This is a genomic window from Nitrobacter sp. CN101 (assembly GCF_055390255.1).
On the sequence record NZ_AP038833.1, the window covers coordinates 3,535,605 to 3,555,083 of the forward strand.

The 19,479-nt window shown below is 60.9% G+C and carries 18 protein-coding genes; 8 read left to right on the top strand and 10 right to left on the bottom strand.

Annotated elements, in window-relative coordinates; all coding sequences use genetic code 11:
* Positions 1–45: 45 nt before the first annotated feature.
* Positions 46–1,737 (bottom strand): outer membrane beta-barrel protein, encoded by a 1,692-nt coding sequence (locus tag ACZ5IL_RS17705; protein WP_464593527.1) that lies wholly within the window; start codon positions 1,735–1,737, stop codon positions 46–48.
* A 229-nt stretch (positions 1,738–1,966) separates the two neighbouring features.
* On the opposite strand from ACZ5IL_RS17705, the gene ACZ5IL_RS17710 reads away from it, so the two are divergent.
* The gene (locus ACZ5IL_RS17710) at positions 1,967–2,944 is read left to right on the top strand and encodes a KpsF/GutQ family sugar-phosphate isomerase (protein WP_464593529.1); all 978 of its coding nucleotides are present in this window, start codon (positions 1,967–1,969) and stop codon (positions 2,942–2,944) included.
* Between the two features lie 60 nt (positions 2,945–3,004).
* Here ACZ5IL_RS17710 and ACZ5IL_RS17715 read toward each other — a convergent pair whose 3' ends face one another.
* From ACZ5IL_RS17715 to hemH, 3 genes are all read right to left on the bottom strand, one after another.
* On the bottom strand, positions 3,005–3,451 hold the full coding sequence (locus ACZ5IL_RS17715) for an NfeD family protein (protein WP_464593530.1): 447 nt from the start codon (positions 3,449–3,451) through the stop codon (positions 3,005–3,007).
* Positions 3,452–3,477: 26 nt separating this feature from the next.
* Positions 3,478–4,473 (bottom strand): SPFH domain-containing protein, encoded by a 996-nt coding sequence (locus tag ACZ5IL_RS17720; RefSeq protein WP_464593532.1) that lies wholly within the window; start codon positions 4,471–4,473, stop codon positions 3,478–3,480.
* Positions 4,474–4,772: 299 nt separating this feature from the next.
* The gene (gene hemH / locus ACZ5IL_RS17725; RefSeq protein ID WP_464593534.1) at positions 4,773–5,810 is read right to left on the bottom strand and encodes a ferrochelatase; all 1,038 of its coding nucleotides are present in this window, start codon (positions 5,808–5,810) and stop codon (positions 4,773–4,775) included.
* A gap of 87 nt (positions 5,811–5,897) precedes the next feature.
* Here hemH and ACZ5IL_RS17730 point away from each other — a divergent pair, with 87 nt between their 5' ends.
* Positions 5,898–6,296 (top strand): MAPEG family protein, encoded by a 399-nt coding sequence (locus ACZ5IL_RS17730; protein WP_464593536.1) that lies wholly within the window; start codon positions 5,898–5,900, stop codon positions 6,294–6,296.
* Between the two features lie 91 nt (positions 6,297–6,387).
* On the opposite strand, the gene ACZ5IL_RS17735 is transcribed toward ACZ5IL_RS17730, so the two are convergent.
* On the bottom strand, positions 6,388–8,484 hold the full coding sequence (locus ACZ5IL_RS17735) for a M3 family metallopeptidase (RefSeq protein ID WP_464593538.1): 2,097 nt from the start codon (positions 8,482–8,484) through the stop codon (positions 6,388–6,390).
* A 149-nt stretch (positions 8,485–8,633) separates the two neighbouring features.
* Between ACZ5IL_RS17735 and ACZ5IL_RS17740 the strand changes: the two genes are divergently transcribed.
* The 6 genes from ACZ5IL_RS17740 (at position 8,634) to ACZ5IL_RS17765 (ending at position 14,887) form a co-directional block, all read left to right on the top strand.
* Positions 8,634–8,894 (top strand): hypothetical protein, encoded by a 261-nt coding sequence (locus tag ACZ5IL_RS17740; RefSeq protein ID WP_425908548.1) that lies wholly within the window; start codon positions 8,634–8,636, stop codon positions 8,892–8,894.
* A 646-nt stretch (positions 8,895–9,540) separates the two neighbouring features.
* Positions 9,541–10,683: a type III PLP-dependent enzyme gene (locus ACZ5IL_RS17745; protein ID WP_464593540.1), complete on the top strand. Its 1,143-nt coding sequence runs from the start codon at positions 9,541–9,543 to the stop codon at positions 10,681–10,683.
* A gap of 135 nt (positions 10,684–10,818) precedes the next feature.
* The gene (locus ACZ5IL_RS17750) at positions 10,819–11,418 is read left to right on the top strand and encodes a GNAT family N-acetyltransferase (RefSeq protein ID WP_464593542.1); all 600 of its coding nucleotides are present in this window, start codon (positions 10,819–10,821) and stop codon (positions 11,416–11,418) included.
* Positions 11,419–11,816: 398 nt separating this feature from the next.
* Positions 11,817–12,269 (top strand): nucleoside diphosphate kinase regulator, encoded by a 453-nt coding sequence (gene rnk / locus ACZ5IL_RS17755; RefSeq protein WP_464593544.1) that lies wholly within the window; start codon positions 11,817–11,819, stop codon positions 12,267–12,269.
* A gap of 89 nt (positions 12,270–12,358) precedes the next feature.
* Positions 12,359–13,309 carry a cation diffusion facilitator family transporter gene (locus tag ACZ5IL_RS17760; protein ID WP_464593546.1) on the top strand — a complete coding sequence of 317 codons (951 nt, stop codon included), beginning with the start codon at positions 12,359–12,361 and terminating at the stop codon, positions 13,307–13,309.
* A 141-nt stretch (positions 13,310–13,450) separates the two neighbouring features.
* Entirely contained in the window at positions 13,451–14,887 is a 1,437-nt protein-coding gene (locus ACZ5IL_RS17765; RefSeq protein ID WP_464593548.1) for a homospermidine synthase, read from the top strand.
* 25 nt (positions 14,888–14,912) lie between these two features.
* Here the strand turns inward: ACZ5IL_RS17765 and ACZ5IL_RS17770 are convergent, their stop codons facing one another.
* The 5 genes from ACZ5IL_RS17770 to ACZ5IL_RS17790 form a co-directional block, all read right to left on the bottom strand.
* On the bottom strand, positions 14,913–15,299 hold the full coding sequence (locus ACZ5IL_RS17770) for a hypothetical protein (protein ID WP_464593550.1): 387 nt from the start codon (positions 15,297–15,299) through the stop codon (positions 14,913–14,915).
* 156 nt (positions 15,300–15,455) lie between these two features.
* Positions 15,456–16,469: a WD40 repeat domain-containing protein gene (locus ACZ5IL_RS17775; protein ID WP_464593552.1), complete on the bottom strand. Its 1,014-nt coding sequence runs from the start codon at positions 16,467–16,469 to the stop codon at positions 15,456–15,458.
* Positions 16,469–17,545: a CobW family GTP-binding protein gene (locus ACZ5IL_RS17780; RefSeq protein WP_464593554.1), complete on the bottom strand. Its 1,077-nt coding sequence runs from the start codon at positions 17,543–17,545 to the stop codon at positions 16,469–16,471. Before ACZ5IL_RS17780 ends, ACZ5IL_RS17775 begins: the two co-directional genes overlap by 1 nt.
* Before the next feature lie 120 nt (positions 17,546–17,665).
* Positions 17,666–18,595, bottom strand: a complete 930-nt coding sequence (locus ACZ5IL_RS17785) for a metal ABC transporter solute-binding protein, Zn/Mn family (RefSeq protein WP_464593556.1) — start codon at positions 18,593–18,595, stop codon at positions 17,666–17,668.
* An 11-nt stretch (positions 18,596–18,606) separates the two neighbouring features.
* On the bottom strand, positions 18,607–19,476 hold the full coding sequence (locus ACZ5IL_RS17790; RefSeq protein ID WP_425908532.1) for a metal ABC transporter permease: 870 nt from the start codon (positions 19,474–19,476) through the stop codon (positions 18,607–18,609).
* Positions 19,477–19,479: the final 3 nt, after the last annotated feature.

Genomic DNA, 19,479 nt, shown 5'->3' on the forward strand with positions numbered 1-19,479 from the left:
CAAGATGCAGGAGCCTTCCGCTTTTCATTGAAGCGGTGAAAGGCTCTAGCGCTGCAACCGGACGCCGAGCATCACCACAGTCGCCACCGAACTTGCGCCGACAATATTCGAATCCAGCAGGTCGCGGCGCACCTGGGCCTTGATCTGGAATTCGCGGCTCAGCCTGTAAATGAGCTCCCCGGAAACCGAGTAAACTTGGTCGGAACGAGTCGACCCCTGATACTCTTGCGTCCCATAGGTGAACCTGCCGACCGCGGTCAGCCAGCGCCGGAAATCGTGATTGACCTCGAAAGTGTAGGTGCGTGTCAGCACGCCGGAGACACCCGCCACCATGGATTCATCGACGAAGGTCACTGTGGTGAACCTCGCCGTGGTCAGCGGCGTCGCGAACCAAACCAGCGACCCGCTGGTGAGCAGGCCGGTCAACTGACTGAGACTCGGGTCTGCATAGTTCCGGGCGGTATAGCCGACAGAGGCTTCGCCAATCAGTAAACGTGTCAATTCAAAGCTGGACCCGATCTTGGCGTAGCCGCCACGGGAGTCGCGCTGGAAGCCATTGCGATCGAATTGCGTGTCGCGGATTCGCGTGTCCGCCTCGACTTCGCCGAACGGCTTTAAGCCGGGCAATAGATCATAGCTCGCGCGCGCCACGGCGCCGTATTGATTGAAGTTGCGGTCATCGTTGGACGTCGATGTACCGTCCGTCAATTGCGAGTACTGATACATGGTGCGGTCTGCCATTCCGTTCAGCGAAACCTGCAGCCGGCTGAAGTCGTGTTCGATGCCGGCCGTTCCCCCGGTCGTTGCAAAGATCGGATACCTTATCAGACCGGCCTGGACGTTGGGACTGCCGGGATTGTCGGTGCTAACCCGCAATCGCACTTCCGAATTTATGCGGGTATCGTACCTGACGTCGAGACGTCCATCGACCCTGCCGATGAAGTCCGGCCGATCCACGTTCGTTGGCACCGATACGACCGACTGAGCCGAATTATTGACCCCCGGCGGGAAAGTTCTGCCAAATCCGGTGAAAGATCCGCGAAAATCGACAAGGAGGGAGTGTCGCGACCAGTTCGATGCAGCCACGAATTCGGGCGACAGCATATAGAACGCCGAGCCCTCCGGCCTATTGAAGCGACCGGGATTGGTGTTGTAGCCACCCCAAAGCTCGACTGCCGACTTCACGAGAAAGCTGCCGACGTAATTGCCCACGGCGCCGAACGGATCGTCATCGCGCTTCAGGCGGCGGCGCGTGGGCTGCCCCTCGACCCTCCCGGCCATCGCCGGGGCAAGCGGAGTCGTATTGGCGGTCGATGACGGCGGGATCGATAACGGCGGTGGTGGCGGAACGGGAACAAAGTTGCCCGGCCCCGGCGGTTGCTTCGGTTTCGGCGTGCCGGGATAAAGTTTCAGCTTCTTGCGCCGGCGATTGAGCGAATCATAGCCCGTGTCGTCCGCACCCGCCGCGGCGGGGATGTCGTAGGTGGGAATTCTGCCGATGCGGGAGGGAGCCATTGTTGACGGCGTCAACGCCACATCGCCGCCGGCATCCCCGGTCCGGCGCAAGGAAGGCTCCTGCGCTTGAAAAAGCCCGCCCCGAAGCGGAGTGACGGCATCGCCGGTGAGTGTCTGGGCCTCAACAGTCGCGTACCCCGGAACGATGAGCGCGAGGCAAACCAAAACCGCACGCCAGGTCGGCGCGCGCTGGCAAAAGCCCGTCGCTGGACCGGTAGACACGATCCCGAAAACTCCAAACAAAACATAAACTTAAAAAGCTCGCCTGAAGCGGGCGCGCTATCGTTAATGGAGTTAAAACAATTATGGTTAACGGGCCGTTGAGAATGCGAAGCTGCATCGCATCGCACAAGCAGGCGTGCTAAGCACAACGATCGGACCAAACATTGCTTCCGTGTCTCAGCGTGGAACCAGCATGACCTCATTTGAATCACGCACAGTGACACCCGCCATGACCGATCGGGCGAACGCCGCGATCGAGTCCGCATTGCGGACCTTCGAGGCGGAGGCTGGCGGCGTGGCGGCGCTTGCCGCGGCGCTCAGATCCGATCTCGGCCCCGCGTTCGCTGCTGCAACGGACCTGATCCGCAACGCCAAAGGACGGCTGATCGTCACCGGTCTCGGCAAGTCTGGCCACATTGGCCGCAAGATCGCTGCGACTTTTGCCTCGACCGGGACGCCTGCCTTCTTCGTCCATGCGGCGGAAGCCAGTCATGGCGATCTTGGCATGATCACTCCCGATGATGTCATCATGGCGCTGTCCTGGTCGGGCGAGCAGCCGGAGATGAAGAATCTCATCACCTATGCCAAACGTTTTCGCATCCCCCTGATCGCCATGACCGCCGAGCGCGACTCCACACTGGGCAAAGCCGCGGATGTCGCGCTGGTGCAGCCCAAGGCGCGCGAAGCCTGTCCGCATAACCTCGCGCCGACAACATCCTCGCTGATGCAACTCGCGCTCGGCGATGGACTCGCCATCGCGTTACTGGAGGGCCGAGGCTTCACCTCGGTCGACTTCAGCGTTCTGCATCCCGGCGGCAAGCTCGGCGCACTGTTGAAATACACCCGCGACCTCATGCACAGTGGCGACGCCCTGCCGTTGAAGCCGCTCGGCACAAAGATGTCAGATGCTCTGGTCGAGATGACGTCAAAGGGGTTCGGCTGCGTCGGCGTCATTGACGGCCAGAGTCACCTGGTCGGGATCGTCACCGACGGCGACCTACGCCGTCACATGGGACCCGACCTGATGACTGCTCGCGTCGACGATGTCATGACGCCCAATCCGAAGACGATCGGACGCGACCTCCTGGCGGGCGAGGCGCTCGAGATCCTCAACTCGTCGAAGATCACAGCGCTGATCGTAACCGATGGGAAAAAGCCGGTCGGCATCGTGCATTTGCACGACCTACTGCGCGCGGGCGTGGCTTGATCATCAAGCGAAGGAACCCCTCGCGGGGCCTTCCGAGCACTCTGCGGGGTCCGTCGCGCGCTACGGCGTAGCATCCACTGTCAGGCTCGCGCCGTTCGCCTTCACAATTTTCACCCGGCTGCCGGCCGGTGCATCCGGTCCTTCGATCCGCCAGATCGTATCGTCGATCCGCACCGTGCCCGTCCCATCCACGATCGGCTTCTCCAGCGTGAACACGCGCCCGACCAGCGCATGAGCACGCTTGTTGAGGAACGGACTGTCGCCGGCGCTCGAATTCGAGCGTGCCACCCGACGCCATAACGGCACCGCGGCGACTGCGAACACGGCAAACATCAAGAGTTGCGTTTGCCACGCTGGATCAATCAGGAACGACAGCACACCAACTAGAAATGCAGCCAGCCCCAGCCAGAACAGGAACACGCCCGGCACCAACAGTTCGAGGCCCATCAGAACGACGCCAAAGATCAACCAGTTCCAGGTTCCCAGCGACGCGAACATGTCACCCATAAACGCTCTCCTTCGCCCGGTTTATCCTATCCCTGCGAAGGGACCGAGGCCGGCGCACCCGCATTGGGCACCGCCCCCCTCCGTGCAGTCGCCGTAGCCGACGCCGCGCTCTCGCCGAAAGTTGCTTTCGCGATCTCGCCGATGCCGGCCAGGGACGCCAGCATGCTGGTGGCTTCCATCGGCAACATCACAATTTTCTGGTTCGGCGAGTTTGCAAGCTGACCGAACGCCTTGATGTACTTATCAGCGATGAAATAGTTGAGTGACGCTACGTCACCCTTCGCGATCGCCTCGCTCACCATGCGCGTCGCCTTGGCCTCGGCTTCCGCCGACCGTTCACGTGCTTCGGCATCGCGGAAGGCGGCTTCCTTTCGGCCCTCGGCTTCGAGAATCTGCGACTGCTTCTGCCCCTCGGCCTTGAGAATCGCCGACTGGCGCTGGCCTTCAGCCTGAAGGATGTCGGCGCGTTTTTCCCGCTCGGCCTTCATCTGGCGGCCCATCGCCTGCACGAGATCAGCAGGCGGCACGATGTCCTTGATCTCGATGCGGTTGACCTTCAGACCCCACGGAGATACCGCGGCATCGACGACGCGAAGCAGCCGCTCGTTAATCTCATCACGATGCGACAGCACCTGGTCGAGGTCCATCGAACCCATCACCGAGCGGATATTGGTCATTGTCAGCGTCACGATGGCTTGATTGAGGTTCGCAACCTCGTAGCTTGCCTTGGCAGCGTCGAACACCTGGTAGAAGGTGACGCCGTCGACGGTGACGGTGGCATTGTCCTTGGTGATGACCTCCTGCTTGGGAATTTCGATCACCTGCTCCATCATGTTGATCTTGCGCCCGACGCGGTCGATGTAGGGAACAATGAGATTGAGCCCGGGATCGAGCGTTCGTGTATACTTACCGAACCGTTCGATGGTCCAGTCGTGACCTTGCGGCACTGTTTTGACTCCGGCCAACAGCGTCAGGATCACGAGCGCCACCAAAACAATCGCAAAAATATCGAACCCGGTCATGAAACGCTCCCTGCGAGGCACCGTCCTTCAAGAACGCAATGCGCCCGCGCCACCCGCATAATGCAAAGCTGTGAACTCCCGGTTAGTCGCCACCGATAGATGTAAGGTTCGACTGAGCAAAATCGAGAGACAACAGAAACCATGGAGATCATGGTTTCTGGGTTCGCGCGCAAAAAGGGAGACGCACGCTTTAGAACGACTACAGACTTAACACCGTCGTTCCCGAATCCGGCTGCGGAGAACCGAAAATACCGGTGATCAGGATCAGCGCTCTGTGCCTTCGGAATGCAGGATGCAGCCTAGATCCAGCCCTGAAGCTCGCGCAGCACCAGCTTCCGGATAACATCCATACCTGGATCGCTGTCGTTCAGGCAGGGAATCGCACTGAACTCCTCACCGCCATTGTGGCGGAAGATTTCCGCATTCTCCTGCGCGATTTCCTCTAGCGTTTCCAGACAGTCGGCCGAGAAGCCAGGCGTGACGATGGCGATACGCTTAACGCCGTCCTTCGCCAGTTTCTCAACGGTCTTGTCGGTGTAGGGCTGCAGCCATTGATCGAAGCCGAATCGCGACTGGAACGTTAGCATCAACTTTTTCGCATCAAGCCCCATGCGTTTACGCAGGGCCTCGGTGGTCGCCACGCATTGCGCCTGATAAGGATCGCCCTTGTCGACATACGCCTGCGGCATTCCGTGGAATGACGCCATGATGATCTCGGGCGTGAACGAGAGCGAGGCGATATGCCTCTCGATCGAAACCGCCAGCGCGTCGACATAGTCGGGATCGTCGTAGTAGGGTGGCGTCACCCGCAGTGTCGGCTGCGCGCGCATCTCGCCGAGCACGCGAAATGCCTCGTCGCATACGGTGGCCGTCGTCGCGGCCGAATACTGCGGATAGAGCGGCACTACAAGTAACCTGTCGCAGCCCTGTGCCGTCAGCGCCGCGATGCGCGAATGCATCGACGGATTACCATAACGCATCGCCCAATCGACGACGACGTGCTCGTGGTCCGTGATCGCAGCCGCGAGCTTGTCGGACTGCGCGCGCGTAATGGTCTTGAGCGGCGACTCGTTCCGCTCGGTATTCCAGATCTTCAGGTAGTCGCGCGCCTTGCGGCGCGGACGGGTATTCAGAATGACGCCGTTCAGCGCCAGCTTCCAGATCAGGCCTTGCTTCTCGATCACGCGCGGATCGGACAGGAATTCCTTCAGATAGACCCGCAAGCCGCGCGCATCGGCGGTGTCGGGTGTGCCGAGATTGACGAGCAAAACGCCAACGCGCTCGCGCGGCGCACCCGCCGCGGTCCGACCCTTACCAATAGGAATAACGACCGTCATACCGTCTGGATTCGCGCGCCTGCCCGTTCTTGTCAAGCCCGCGCATCTGCCGATACTGTTGCGAAATTGACCGCGAAGGGGATTGCCATGACGATCGCCGAATGGTGCATCTTCGGTGCGGTCATTCTGTACCTGCTGACGATCGTACCGTTCAAGGCGCTGGGCTCTCCCGGTTTCGACAACGGCCGCCCGCGCGATCCGGGATTTTACGACGATCCGCTGCGTGCCCGAGCGCTCGGGGCGCACCTCAACGGCATCGAAACCTTTCCGTTTTTCGCGGTAGCCGTGCTGTTTTCGGAGTTTCGCGCCGCGCCTCAGCATCTGGTCGATGAACTGGCGGTCCTGTTCCTGATCGTGCGCGCCGCTTACGTTTTGACCTATATCGGCGACCGTCCGACGCTGCGGTCGATCCTCTGGAGCATCGGCTTTGCCATCAACACCACAATCTTCTTCCTGCCGGCAATCCGGCACTGGCTGCCTTCATGACACGCGCGCAGGCGGATCGAGTAGCGTTTTCGAGCGAAGTGGATACCGGTTCGCGTGAAGAAAACGCGTCAAAACAACACCTAGAGCTTCTCTACGCCGCCTGCGGCGTTTCCAGCAACCCACGTCGCCGCAACAGCGCCTCTGGCTCCGGTTTGCGGCCGCGGAAGGCGATGTAGGCTTCTGCCGGATCGCGGGAACCGCCCGACGAATAAATATCATCGTGCAGCCGCTTAGCCGTCTGCTGATCGAAGATGTCGCCGGTCTCCTCGAAGGCTCCGAACGCATCGGCGTCCATCACCTCCGACCACATATAGCTGTAATAGCCGGCCGCGTAGTGATCTCCGGAGAAGATATGGCCAAACTGGGTCGGCCGGTGCCGCATCGCGATTTCCGCCGGCATCCCGATCTTTTCCAGCCCGGCCCGTTCGAACGCTCCGACATCGGAAATCGCCGAGGCCGGCTGGCTGTGAAACTCCAGATCCATCAGCGCCGAGGCGACGAATTCGATGGTGGCAAAACCCTGATTGAACTGCCGCGCCGCAAGGAAGCGCTCGAGCAGATCGTCCGGAAGCGGCTCTCCGGTCTGGTAGTGTTTTGCGAACTGTCGCAGCACTTGCGGCTGTTCCTGCCAGTGTTCGTAGAGCTGTGAGGGCAGTTCTACGAAATCAGTAAACACGCTGGTGCCCGACAGCGAGGGATAAGTGACGTTTGAAAGCATGCCGTGCAGGCCGTGTCCGAACTCATGGAACAGCGTGCGCGCATCGTCCGGCGACAGCAGCGCAGGCTGGCCATCCGCACCCTTGGCGAAATTGCAGACGTTGATCACCAGCGGCGCGACGTCGCCGTCGAGCGTCTGCTGGTCGCGCAGCGTCGTCATCCAGGCGCCGGACCGCTTCGAGGCTCGTGCGAAGTAGTCGCCGTAGAACAGCGCCTGATGCTTGCCGGCCGCATCCATCACTTCCCAAACCCGGACGTCCGGATGCCAGGTCGGAATGTCCTTGCGCTCCGAGAAAGAGAGCCCGAACAGCCGATGCGCGCAATCGAAGGCCGCGGCGATCATGCCCTCCAGTGTCAGATAGGGCTTGATCGCGGCATCGTCGAAATCAGCGCGGATCTGGCGCAGCTTTTCAGCGTAGTAGCGCCAATCCCAAGGCGCGAGCGTGAAGTTGCCGCCCTCCTCCGCGATCAAGCCCTGCAAGGCATCGCGGTCGGCAAGCGCCCGCGCGCGGGCCGGCTTCCAGACCCGCTCCAGAAGACCGCGGGCGGCTTCCGGCGTCTTGGCCATCGAGTCCTCAAGCCGATAGACGGCGAAACTGGGGTAGCCAAGGAGTTGTGCGGATTCCTCGCGAAGCGCGAGAATCTCCACGATGGTTGCGTTGTTGTCGTTGACGTTGCCGTTGTCGCCGCGGGCGGTGAATGCCTTGTAGACTTTCTCACGCAGATCGCGGCGGCGCGAGCTCTTGAGAAACGTCTCCACCGAGGAGCGCGAGGTGGTCACGATGGCCTTGCCGGGCAGCACGCGTTCCTCTGCCGCGGCGCGCGCCGCTGCAGTGAAGCTGTCCGGCAGGCCGTCTAGATCATCTTCGCCGAGTTCGAGGAACCACTCCTGTTCGTCGCGGAGGAGATGGTGGCTGAAGGTGGTGCCGAGATGAGCCTGCCTTTCGTTGATCGCGGCCATCCGCGCCTTCGCGGCCTCGTCGAGACCGGCGCCAGCCCGGTGGAAGCGCGTGTAGGTGCGCTCCAGCAGTCGTAACTGTTCGGCCGTCAGTCCGAGCGCGGTGCGATTCTCGTGGAGTTGCGCGATGCGACCGAACAGCACCGCGTTCATCATGATCGGGTTCCAATGCCGCGCCAAACGCGAGGAGACATCCTTGTCGATCTCGAGCAGCTCCGGATTGGAGTGCGCCGACACCAGATTATAAAATATTGCCGAGACCTTCGCGAGCAGCCTGCCGGAGCGTTCCAGCGCGATGATGGTGTTGGCGAAGTCCGGTGCCGACGGATCGTGGGTGATAGCGGCGACCTCGGCGGCATGGTCGATGAACGCCTGTTCGAAGGCGGGCAAAAAGTGTTCAGGCCCGATCTCGCCGAACGGCGCGGTCTGGAAAGGCGTCTGCCACGCCTTCAGCAGCGGGTTGTCCGGGCCTGAGGCGGAAACGATAGGCGACGATTGAGGCGTGTCTGACATGGCGGTCCTGCTTTCGCCTGTTGCTGCACTTTTTTGCCGCGATCCAAAGGCACCAAAACTATAACACGCGATGGGGCTCTTTGGGGCTTTTGGCGCTTGCCGCGGCAGGCATTTTCGGAGACATTGCGGTCGCAACGGGATTCTCCGACATGGGCTCACAACCAACCCCTTCCGCCACACGCCAGATCATCTGGCCCAGCGTCATCACCGTCATTTCGGCTGCGATACTGATCGGCGCGGAAGTGTTCGGCGCAGCGTTCGCTGGCGGCTGGGCGCTCGCGATTCTGTTCGGACTGAGCGAGACGGAGGGCCATATCCTGCAAGCGGTGCTGTTCGTGATCGGCGTGTTCGTCATGATCAATTTCATCCGCGCCGCCCAACGCGTCGAGCCCTTCGTACGGCGAGCCTGAGACAAACCGCTGCGGCACAGGGTCAACCTGCATCCTTGGTACGCATCATCCGGCGTTTCATTAAACAACTTTAAACTCTTCATCATCGGCACACGAACGCGTCTATCGACGACGGCGTGGAGAAACAGCTTCGCTCCAAGAAAATTGTTGCGAAGCCTGATCAAAAGACTTATCTCTGCTCCTGCCCAATTTCGCACGTGCCTGTGGTCGTGTGTCAGTCGGTGGGTATCCGGACAAGAGGCCGGACAGCCGCCAAGGGTGAAGTGGCCGAGGGTCGCTCAGTCGATTGAGACTGAGAGGCCAGCATCTCTCTCCAGGGATGCCATTGAAGGCGCTTTATTCCTTGCAACCGTGACTGGCAGCCGGAGGCGAACCGGTGCACCCCGCTCTCAACGGGGGACGCGACTTAAAGCAACGACGGATCGGGCTTTTTTGGTCTCTACCGGCTTTCCACCGCCGGCGCGGGCTACTGAAAAGGCTTGTCCTTCATTGCCAGGTGTGCGGGCGGGATCATCCCACCCAATCCACGGCAGCACAGTTGATCTGAGCTCAAGGCGTTGTCGCGTCTCCATCGTGCGACGACGCCAGAACGTTCAGGCCGACGTCATTTTGAACGAGTCCGTCGCTGGACCGTTTGGAGGGTGCTATGACCGAACGCATTCGGGAATTCCTGCGCGACCGTCGCAGCAAAGGAGACGATACCGAGCCCTGCCTCGTGGTCGATCTCGACATCGTGCGCGACAACTACCAGACCTTCGCGAAGGCGTTGCCGGACTCGCGCGTGTTCTACGCCGTGAAGGCAAACCCTGCACCCGAGGTGTTGAGCCTGCTTGCCTCGCTCGGGTCGTGCTTCGACACCGCGACCGTCGCCGAAATCGAAATGGCGCTTGCTGCCGGCGCGACGCCGGATCGCATCTCCTTCGGCAACACCATCAAGAAGGAGCGCGATATCGCGCGCGCCTATGCGCTCGGCATTCGTTTGTTCGCGGTGGATTGCAATGCGGAGGTCGAGAAGATCGCCCGCGCCGCTCCGGGGGCGAAGGTGTTCTGCCGCATCCTCTATGATTGTGCGGGTGCCGAGTGGCCGCTGTCGCGCAAGTTCGGCTGCGATCCGGAGATGGCGGTCGAAGTGCTCGATCTCGCCAAACGTCTAAGTCTCGAGCCGGTGGGCATTTCGTTTCATGTCGGCTCGCAGCAGCGCAAGGTGAAAGCTTGGGATCGTGCTCTGACGATGGCCTCGCAAGTGTTCCGCGACTGCGGCGAACGTGGCATCAACCTGACCATGGTCAACATGGGCGGGGGCTTTCCGACGAGGTACCTGAAGGAAGTTCCGCCGGTCGTGCAGTACGGCCGGTCGATTTTCCGCGCACTGCGCAAGCATTTCGGCAATCAGATTCCTGAGACCATCATCGAGCCGGGCCGCGGCATGGTCGGCAACGCCGGCGTGATCGAGACTGAGGTTGTTCTGATCTCAAAGAAGAGCGTCGGTGACGAGAACCGCTGGGTCTATCTCGACATCGGCAAGTTCGGCGGCCTCGCGGAGACCATGGACGAATCGATCCGCTACGCAATCAGAACGCCGCATGATGGCGCCGAGATGACACCGTGCGTGCTGGCAGGCCCGACCTGCGACTCCGCCGACGTGCTCTACGAGAAGCAGCCGTATCCATTGCCCGTGACGCTCGAGATCGGCGACAAGCTGCTGATCGAAGGCACCGGCGCTTATACGTCGACCTACTCTTCGGTAGCCTTCAACGGCTTCCCACCGCTGAAGACCTATCACATCTGAGCGCAAGCTCTTCCTCTCCGTTCGCGGAGAGCTGAAAGAGAAACCGGAAGCCGGTCCACCGGCTTCCCCCCATCACAATGATTGCTGACAAACTCCGCGCGGCTATTCGAGTCGCCAGAGTGGGGATGACGCGCCATGAATGCTGTTCTCAAGAAAATCGCCGCCCACTGCGAAATTTCTTCCTTCGCGATCCGCGCCGAGCGCCCTTCCGACGTCGCCGCGCGCGAAGCATTGCTCGACGCAAGCTTCGGCGACGGCCGCCATGCGCGGACCTGCCAGCGCCTGCGTGAGGGACGGAATCCGGCCGAGGGTCTCGCTTTAGCGGCGGTTAGCAACGGCAAGCTGATTGGAACAGTGCGGCTGTGGCACGTCAGCGCCGGGGGCGTCGCCGCGCTGACGCTCGGTCCTCTCGCGGTCGCTGCATCCCATCGCAAGCTTGGCGTGGGCGCCGCATTGATGGAGCGCGCGCTCGAGCTTGCGCAGGCGCACGGCCATGGCGCCGTGATCCTGCTCGGCGATGCGCCGTATTACGCGCGCTTCGGTTTTTCGGCGTTCAAAACCGGCAGCCTTCTCCTGCCCGGCCCGTTCGAGCGCGACCGACTGCTGGCGGTCGAACTGCGCGAGGCTGCACTTGAAGGCGCTTCTGGCCTGATCGTCCCGACAGACGCCCGGGTTTCGAAAATGCGGCGAGCGCACGCCCGGGAAATTGCGCGGCCGATGCCGTGCGCGGCATGAACGCATCACGACCGACGATGCTCGTTTCAAGAGCGGGCGCGTGCAAACAACGCTTGCGCCGAGGACGGAATTCGACAAACGCCGTGCTCTCGCCGAGGGATACAATGCCCTGGTCCAGCCGGAGCATTGACTTCCACGCGGATCGCCCTACGTTGGCATGATCATGTCGAACGTTTGCAATAATCGTTTGTTGCTGCGCGCTGGTCACCTTCACGCAGGAAGGTGACCCGGGCGGACGTGTGCCGTCCGGGATTATCCAAGTTCGACCGCATTCCCACCTGACCATTGTTTCTTAGGCACATCGAGCGATGCCTTGCATCGCAAGTTGTGCCGCCGTCGTGGGTGATCGTCTAATCAACAGACGATCACTCGATACGACCAACTCGCGGTGAAAAGACATGCTCGACAATCTGCAGATACGCCTCCCCGCCATCGCCATTAGCGCACACGATATCGATCGCTTGCGGCACCTTGCCGAAGCTGCGATGGAGAAACATCCCACGACGGCAGAATTTCTCGCCCGGGAAATCGACCGCGCCGAAATCATTCCCGCAGGTCGCTCCGTCATCGACGACATCAGCGGCCTGAGGCGCAAGGTCAATCTCGTGACGATGCAATCCGAAGTGACGTTCGTCGACGACATCAGCGGCGAAAAGCGTAAAGTCGTTCTTGTTTATCCGGAAGACGCCGACGTCGATGCCGGCAAGATCTCGATTCTCACACCTGTCGGCGCGGCCCTTATCGGCCTGTCTACGGGACAGAGCATCGAGTTTCAAACCCCTTCCGGCGGATGGCGTTCGCTGACCGTGATCGCTGTCTGGTCGCACTGGCCAATGCCGGACCGTAAATAGCAGTAATGCGCCTGTCTCCACCCTATTAGGGGCAGGCGCATTGCGAGCCGCGTTGTCCAGTTCGCTTCAAAACGCTATAGACTTGGCGCATGACGGGCGGCCACCATAATGACCATTCCCATCATGCTTGTCATGGTCATGGCGGGCATGGTGACCATGGTCAGATCACGAATTTCGGTCGCGCCTTCGCGATCGGAATCGGTCTGAATGCGGCCTTCGTCCTGATTGAGGCCGGCTACGGCTTCGTTGCGAATTCCACTGCGCTGCTCGCCGATGCGGGACACAATCTGTCCGACGTGCTTGGATTGCTGGTGGCGTGGATCGCAGCCGTGCTGTCGCGGCGCCCGCCGACGCCGCGTCTGACCTATGGCCTTCGCAAAACATCGATCCTGGCGGCGCTCGCGAATGCAATCCTTTTGCTGATCGCATGCGGAGCGATCATGCTCGAGGCGATCCAGCGCCTGATCCATCCCGAGCCGATTGAGAGCCTGACCGTGATCGTCGTCGCCGCCACCGGAATCATCATCAACGGCATCACCGCGTGGCTGTTCGCATCGGGCCGCAACACCGATCTCAATATTCGGGGTGCCTATCTGCATATGATGGCAGATGCCGCCGTCTCGTTCGGCGTGGTTCTGGCTGCCACTGCGATCATGGCGACGGGATGGCTTTGGCTCGATCCGGCGATGAGTCTCGTCATCGTTGCGGTCATCGTCGCGGGCACATGGAGCCTTCTGCGCGAAAGTACCGCGATGACGCTGGCAGCCGTACCTTCGAGCATCGATCCGGCCGCGGTGCGCGCCTTCCTCGCCGGACATTCCGGCGTTGCCTCGATTCACGACCTTCATATCTGGGCGATGAGTACCACCGAAACAGCGCTGACCGCTCACCTTGTCATGCCGGCTGGAAACCCAGGCGATGCCTTCTTGATCGAAACTTGCCATGAGTTGCAGCATCGATTTGGAATCGGCCATGCCACGCTGCAAATCGAAATATCCATCGACGTCGAATGCGCGCTAGCGCCCGACCATGTCGTATGATTATGACATCTATGATCACATGACCGCGGCATGACATCGCGGAACCGCGCTGGGCCTTGATTTCATCGGCGTTTTATCGTTTTCAGGGATGCTCAGCGGCCGCTTTTTCCGGCCCGCAATTTCCCGACAACCTGGAGATATATGATGTCGTCCAATGCTTCGTCCGTGCATGCACGCATCACCGGGCCGATCGTCATGATCGGATTCGGTTCGATCGGAAAAGGCACTCTGCCGCTGATCGAGAAGCATTTCGAGTTCGACAAGTCGCGATTCGTCATCGTCGATCCGCATGCGGACGACACGCTGGCAAAAAAGCACGGCGTCAGATTCATCAGGCAGGCCATTACCCGCGACAACTATCATGATGTTCTGGTTCCCCTGCTGACGGAAGGCGGCGGTCAGGGCTTCTGCGTCAACCTGTCGGTCGATACCGGCTCAGTCGACCTCATGACCATGTGCCGCGAGATCGGATCACTTTACATCGACACCGTGGTCGAGCCTTGGCTCGGATTCTATTTCGACAAGAGCGCCGGCCCCGAAAAGCGTTCCAACTACGCGCTGCGCGAAACGCTGCTCGCGGCCAAGCGCAAGAGCGAAGGCGGCACCACCGCGGTTTCCACCTGCGGCGCCAACCCCGGCATGGTGTCGTGGTTCGTCAAGCAGGCGCTGCTCGACATCGCGCGCGATACGAACACAGCGTTCAACGAACCGAAGAGCCGCGAAGGCTGGGGCCAGCTCGCGCACAAGCTCGGCGTCAAGGGCATTCATATCGCCGAGCGCGACACCCAGCGCTCGAAGACGCCGAGGCCGATGAATGTATTCGTCAATACCTGGTCGGTGGAGGGATTCGTCTCCGAAGGAATGCAACCCGCCGAACTCGGCTGGGGCACACATGAAAAGTGGATACCCGAAAACGGCTGCAAGCACGACACTGGATGTCAGGCCGCGATCTATCTGCTGCAACCCGGCGCCAACACGCGCGTGCGCTCATGGTGCCCGACGCCAGGAGCACAGCACGGTTTTCTGGTCACGCACAACGAGTCGATCTCGATCGCCGACTACTTCACGGTGCGCGACGGCCAGAAGGTGATCTATCGCCCGACCTGCCACTACGCCTATCACCCGGCGAACGACGCGGTGTTGTCGTTGCACGAGATGTTCGGTGCGGAAGGCAAGATGCAGCCGAAGTGGCACATCCTCGATGAAACCGAGATCGTTGACGGCATAGACGAGCTTGGCGTGCTGGTGTACGGTCACAGCAAGAACGCCTATTGGTTCGGCTCGCAACTCTCGATCGAAGAAACCCGCCGCGTTGCGCCTTATCAGAACGCCACCGGCATGCAGGTCTCATCCGCGGTGTTGGCCGGCATGGTTTGGGCGCTGGAAAATCCGGAAGCCGGCATCGTCGAGGCCGACGAGATGGACTTCCGCCGCTGCCTCGAAATCCAGCGTCCCTATCTCGGTCCTGTAAAGGGCTATTACACCGACTGGACACCGCTGACCGATCGCACCGGACTCTTTCCGGAGGACATCGATACAGCGGATCCGTGGCAGTTCAGGAACGTTCTGGTTCGGTGATTCCATACCAGACACGAGAGAACAGCTAGCCGATACGCAGGCAGGATGTTTCGTCCTGCAGCTCTTGATGTCCGTTAATAGGTGGAGCGACCTTCTCTGCCGGCGCGGGAGGCAGCGCCGGTTGAGGGTTTGCGTGCCCCGCCTGATCAGCATTGGGCCGCGCAGGTTCAGGCGCGGGCGTCGTCGGACGGGTACCGCCCGGCTTTGATTCGGCCGGACCATTCTCTTTGCCGGCAGGCACAGGCGAGGTTTGCGGCGACGTAGCCTGCGCGATCACAATCTTTTCCTGCGCGAACGACAGCGAGATTTCGGGCACCATCATCGTACCGATCGCGACGATCAGCACGATCGCCAAGCCGGCTTTTGCATCGTTGTCTCTTCTCGTATCGCCGTTGCGCCCGCTCACCGCCATAGGTCCACCCGCTATTTGCACAAGACCAACAACTCGCCGCGCGCAAAGTTCCCTCTCGAGACCGACCCCAACCTCGACAAGCCTCGCAGCCTGACGCGAAGCATATCCCCGGGCTTGACCCGAGGATGGATACCGGTTCGTTCGAAAACGCTTCAGCTAGAGATCGACCAGCCCCGCATCGCCGTTCTGCAGGGCAAAAGCCAGCATCGTGCCCTTCGCATTCCATGCCAGCGCTGTGACAGCTGCACCACCGTCGTGGCGGACGACAACCTTGGCGCCGTTTGTGATCCGCACCATCAAGATGATGCCGTTCTCGTAGCCGGCGGCCAGAAAGTCCTGGGTCGGATGGCAAGCGACCGCAGTGACGCGGGTCTGCAACGGAGCCAGCATAACCGGCTCCTTGTCCATCGGGCCGTCTTTGCTGGCAAAGGGCCAAACCACCACCCGGTCCGCGCCAGATGTCGCCAGAAATTTTCCAGCCATGGCCCATGACATGGATTTGACGCGGCTGGGATAGCCGGTCATTTGCATATGCTGCGCATCGGCCAGCCGCCAACCATGCAGCGCCGGCTCGTGCATGGTGGTGACGATAAACCTGCCGTCGGGACTGAAGGTGACGCCGAGATGCGAGCCGGCCCATTCCAGCCGCTCTGGCGCAGCCGTCATGTTCGGAAACCACAGTGACACGCCGTTGTAGTGCGCAAGCGCGAGTCGTAAGCCCTTCGGCGCGAACGCAAGTCCTCCAACACTCGAAGGTGCTTCGATCGACTTTTCCTCACCCCTAAGGCCGCGCAAGAAAGCGGTCTTGCCAGCGGACCATGCAAGCGCGCCATCGTGGTGGACCGCGACGTTGTCGATCCAGCGGCGCTTTGCGTCGGTCACGAGAACCGAACTCTCGCCATTCATGTCGAGCGCGACAACCTTGCCGTCGTCGCCACCCGTGACGATCCGTTTACCATCCGAAACCGACGACAGGATCGCGCCGCCATGAACGGTCACCGCGACCTTCTCGCCGTCGCTGGCAACGAGCGTGATTGTTTCCTCGTCGCCGACGAACGCGGCGCGATCACCGATGAAGTAAAGATCTGCCACCGGCGAGCCGATGGTGACGGGACGCACGCGCTCGCCAATTGAGGCCATCGCGTGCTGCTGCTGAGCGGTGTCTTTCATCACGCTGCGATGCAGTTCTGAAAGCCTTCACGGATCAAGGCTTCCGGCAATTCGCGGCCAATGAAGACGACACGACTCTCCCGCTTCTCGTCAGGCTTCCATGCACGCTGGCGGCTGCCCTCCAGCATCATGTGGACGCCCTGGAAGACGTAGCGATCGTCGTCGCCGCTAAACGCCATAATACCTTTCGAGCGCAGAATCTTTTGTCCCTCCGCCGCCAGGAGCTCCTGCAGCCAAGGCATGAACTTGTCCTGCTCGAGCGGCTTGTCCGAACGCAGCGACAGCGACTGCATCTCCTCGTCGTGATAATGCTTATGGCCGTGGCCATGATCGTGATCGTGATGATCGTGACCATGATGGTCGTGGTCGTGATGGTCATGATCGTGGTGGTGGTGATGGTCGTGACCGTCATTCTCGAGGAAATCCGGCTCGAGCTCGAGGATCCGGTCGAGATCGAACGCACCGCGTTCCAGAACATCCGACAAAGCCACTTGGCAGCGCTCGGTGCGATGCAACTTGGCATAGGGGTTGATGCCGCGAATCCGCGCTTCCACCTCGGCCAGCTCCGGCGTCGACACCAGATCGGTCTTGTTCAAAACGATGACGTCGGCGAAGGCGATCTGGTTTTTTGCCTCGGGCGCATCCTTCAGCCGCTCGCTCAGCCACTTGGCGTCGGCCACCGTCACCACGGCATCAAGGCGCGCATTGTTCTGCACGTCCTCGTCAACGAAGAAAGTCTGCGCTACCGGCGCCGGATCGGCAAGACCCGTGGTCTCGACGATGATGGCGTCAAACTTGCCCTTGCGTTTCATCAGTCCTTCGAGAATACGCACCAGGTCGCCGCGCACCGTGCAGCAGACGCAGCCATTGTTCATTTCGAACACTTCCTCGTCGGCACCGATGATCAGATCGTTGTCGATGCCGATTTCGCCGAATTCGTTGACGATCACAGCGTATTTCTTGCCGTGATTTTCGGACAGGATGCGGTTCAAAAGCGTGGTTTTGCCGGCGCCGAGATAGCCTGTCAGCACGGTTACGGGAATTTTTGTCGAGGCGGAGGCGTTTATATCAGACATCAATGAACTCGGGGCTGTTCCGCTCTCCTTGCGGAGGGAGGTGGGGTTCAATAGCACGCGCAGCACTCGGCGACCACACGAGCCGCTTCGCGATCCTTCCTGGGGAAGGCAAGCCCGCGACTATTCCGCCAGCGCGCTCATCAACGCCTTTATATTATGCCGGACCATGGCAATGTAAGTGGGGGCGTCGCCCTTTTCATCGCTCAAACTGTCGGAATAGAGCGTCCCCCCGACCCGTGCCCCGGCCTCAGTGGCGATTTGGCTGATCAGCCGCGGATCGCTGAGATTTTCCAGAAACACGGCCGGAATTTTTGCGGTCCTGATCTGCGTGACCGTGGCGGCGATATCGCGCGCGCTCGCCTCACTGTCGGTCGATACGCCCTGCGGAGCGATGAAAGCGATGCCATAGGCCGCCTCGAAATAGGTGAAGGCATTGTGGGCCGAGATCACTTTGCGACGCTCTGGCGGAATCCGGGCCACTGCCTCGCGAACCTCCTGATCCAGCGCATCCAATTTCGCGAGATAGTCGGCGGCGTTGTCCCGATAGACCGCTTCGCCCGCGGGATCGGCCGCAATCAGTGCATCTCGAATATTAACGACGTATATTTTGGCATTGGCAACGGACTGCCATGCATGAGGATCTGCCGAACCCTCACCGTGCACCGTTTGACCGGCATCGGCCGCGCGCAATGGGACACCTGTGGTCGCGAATACGATCGCCGCGTTGCCGCCGGAGGCCTGCACCAGCCGCGGCAGCCAGCCTTCGAGGCCGAGGCCGTTGACAATGACCAGCCTCGCGGCCGCGACCTTTTTGGCGTCTGCCGGCGTCGGGGTAAACACATGCACGTCGCCGCTCGTCCCGACCAGCGTTGTGACACCGGTCCGCACGCCTCCAACAGCCCGCGCGAAATCGCCGAGAATCGAAAAACTCGCGACCACCGCAATCCGGTCATCGCTGTGGAGGTCATCGCTGCGGTCTTGGGCGCGGACGGGCGCGAGCGCTGCCAACACGATCGCGATCACCCATATTCCGAGACGAGACCGCGCCATGACGTCCACCATCACGCTTCGAGATGGGGCGCGGGAAAAAGCTGTCGCAGAATCCCGCCGACGCGTCCGAACAGCACAGACACGACATAAAACGCCGATGCCACCAGGATGATTGCCGGTCCCGAAGGCACCTTGCTGTGAAACGACAGCACCAGTCCGGCATAACCGGACAGCAGCGCGCTAACGACAGCGATCATCATCATGCCGGTAATGTCGCGCGACCAGAACCGGGCGATGCCCGCCGGCAAAATCATCAGCCCGACTGCCAGCAGGGTGCCCATGGCATGGAAGCCGTTGACGAGGTTAACGACGACCAATCCGAGAAATGCCAGGTGCGCCGGCGCACCGGCGCGGCTCACCGTGCGCAGAAACACGGGATCGACGCATTCGATCACCAGCGGGCGGTAGATCACCGCAAGCACCACAAGTGTCACGGTGGCATTAACCGCGATCACCATGAGCGTCTGGTTGTCCATCGCAAGGATATTGCCGAAGAGCACATGAAGCAGATCGATGTTGGTGCCTTTGACCGACACGATGGTGACACCCAACGCCAGCGACGCGAGATAGAAGGTTGCCAGCGAAGAATCCTCTTTCAATTCGGTGACGCGCGATACCACCCCCGCCAGAATCGCCACTGCGAACCCAGCAATTAATCCGCCGACGGTCATCGCGAACAAATTGAGGCCCGACAGCAGGAAACCGACGGCCGCTCCCGGCAGGATCGCGTGCGCCATCGCATCGCCGACAAGACTCATCCCCCTCAACATCAGGAACACGCCGATTGGCGCCGCCCCTAGCGCAAGCGCGATCGCCGCCGCTAGCGCACGGCGCATGAATTCGAAATCAGCGAAGGGAGCGACCAGCACGTCGTAGATCATGAT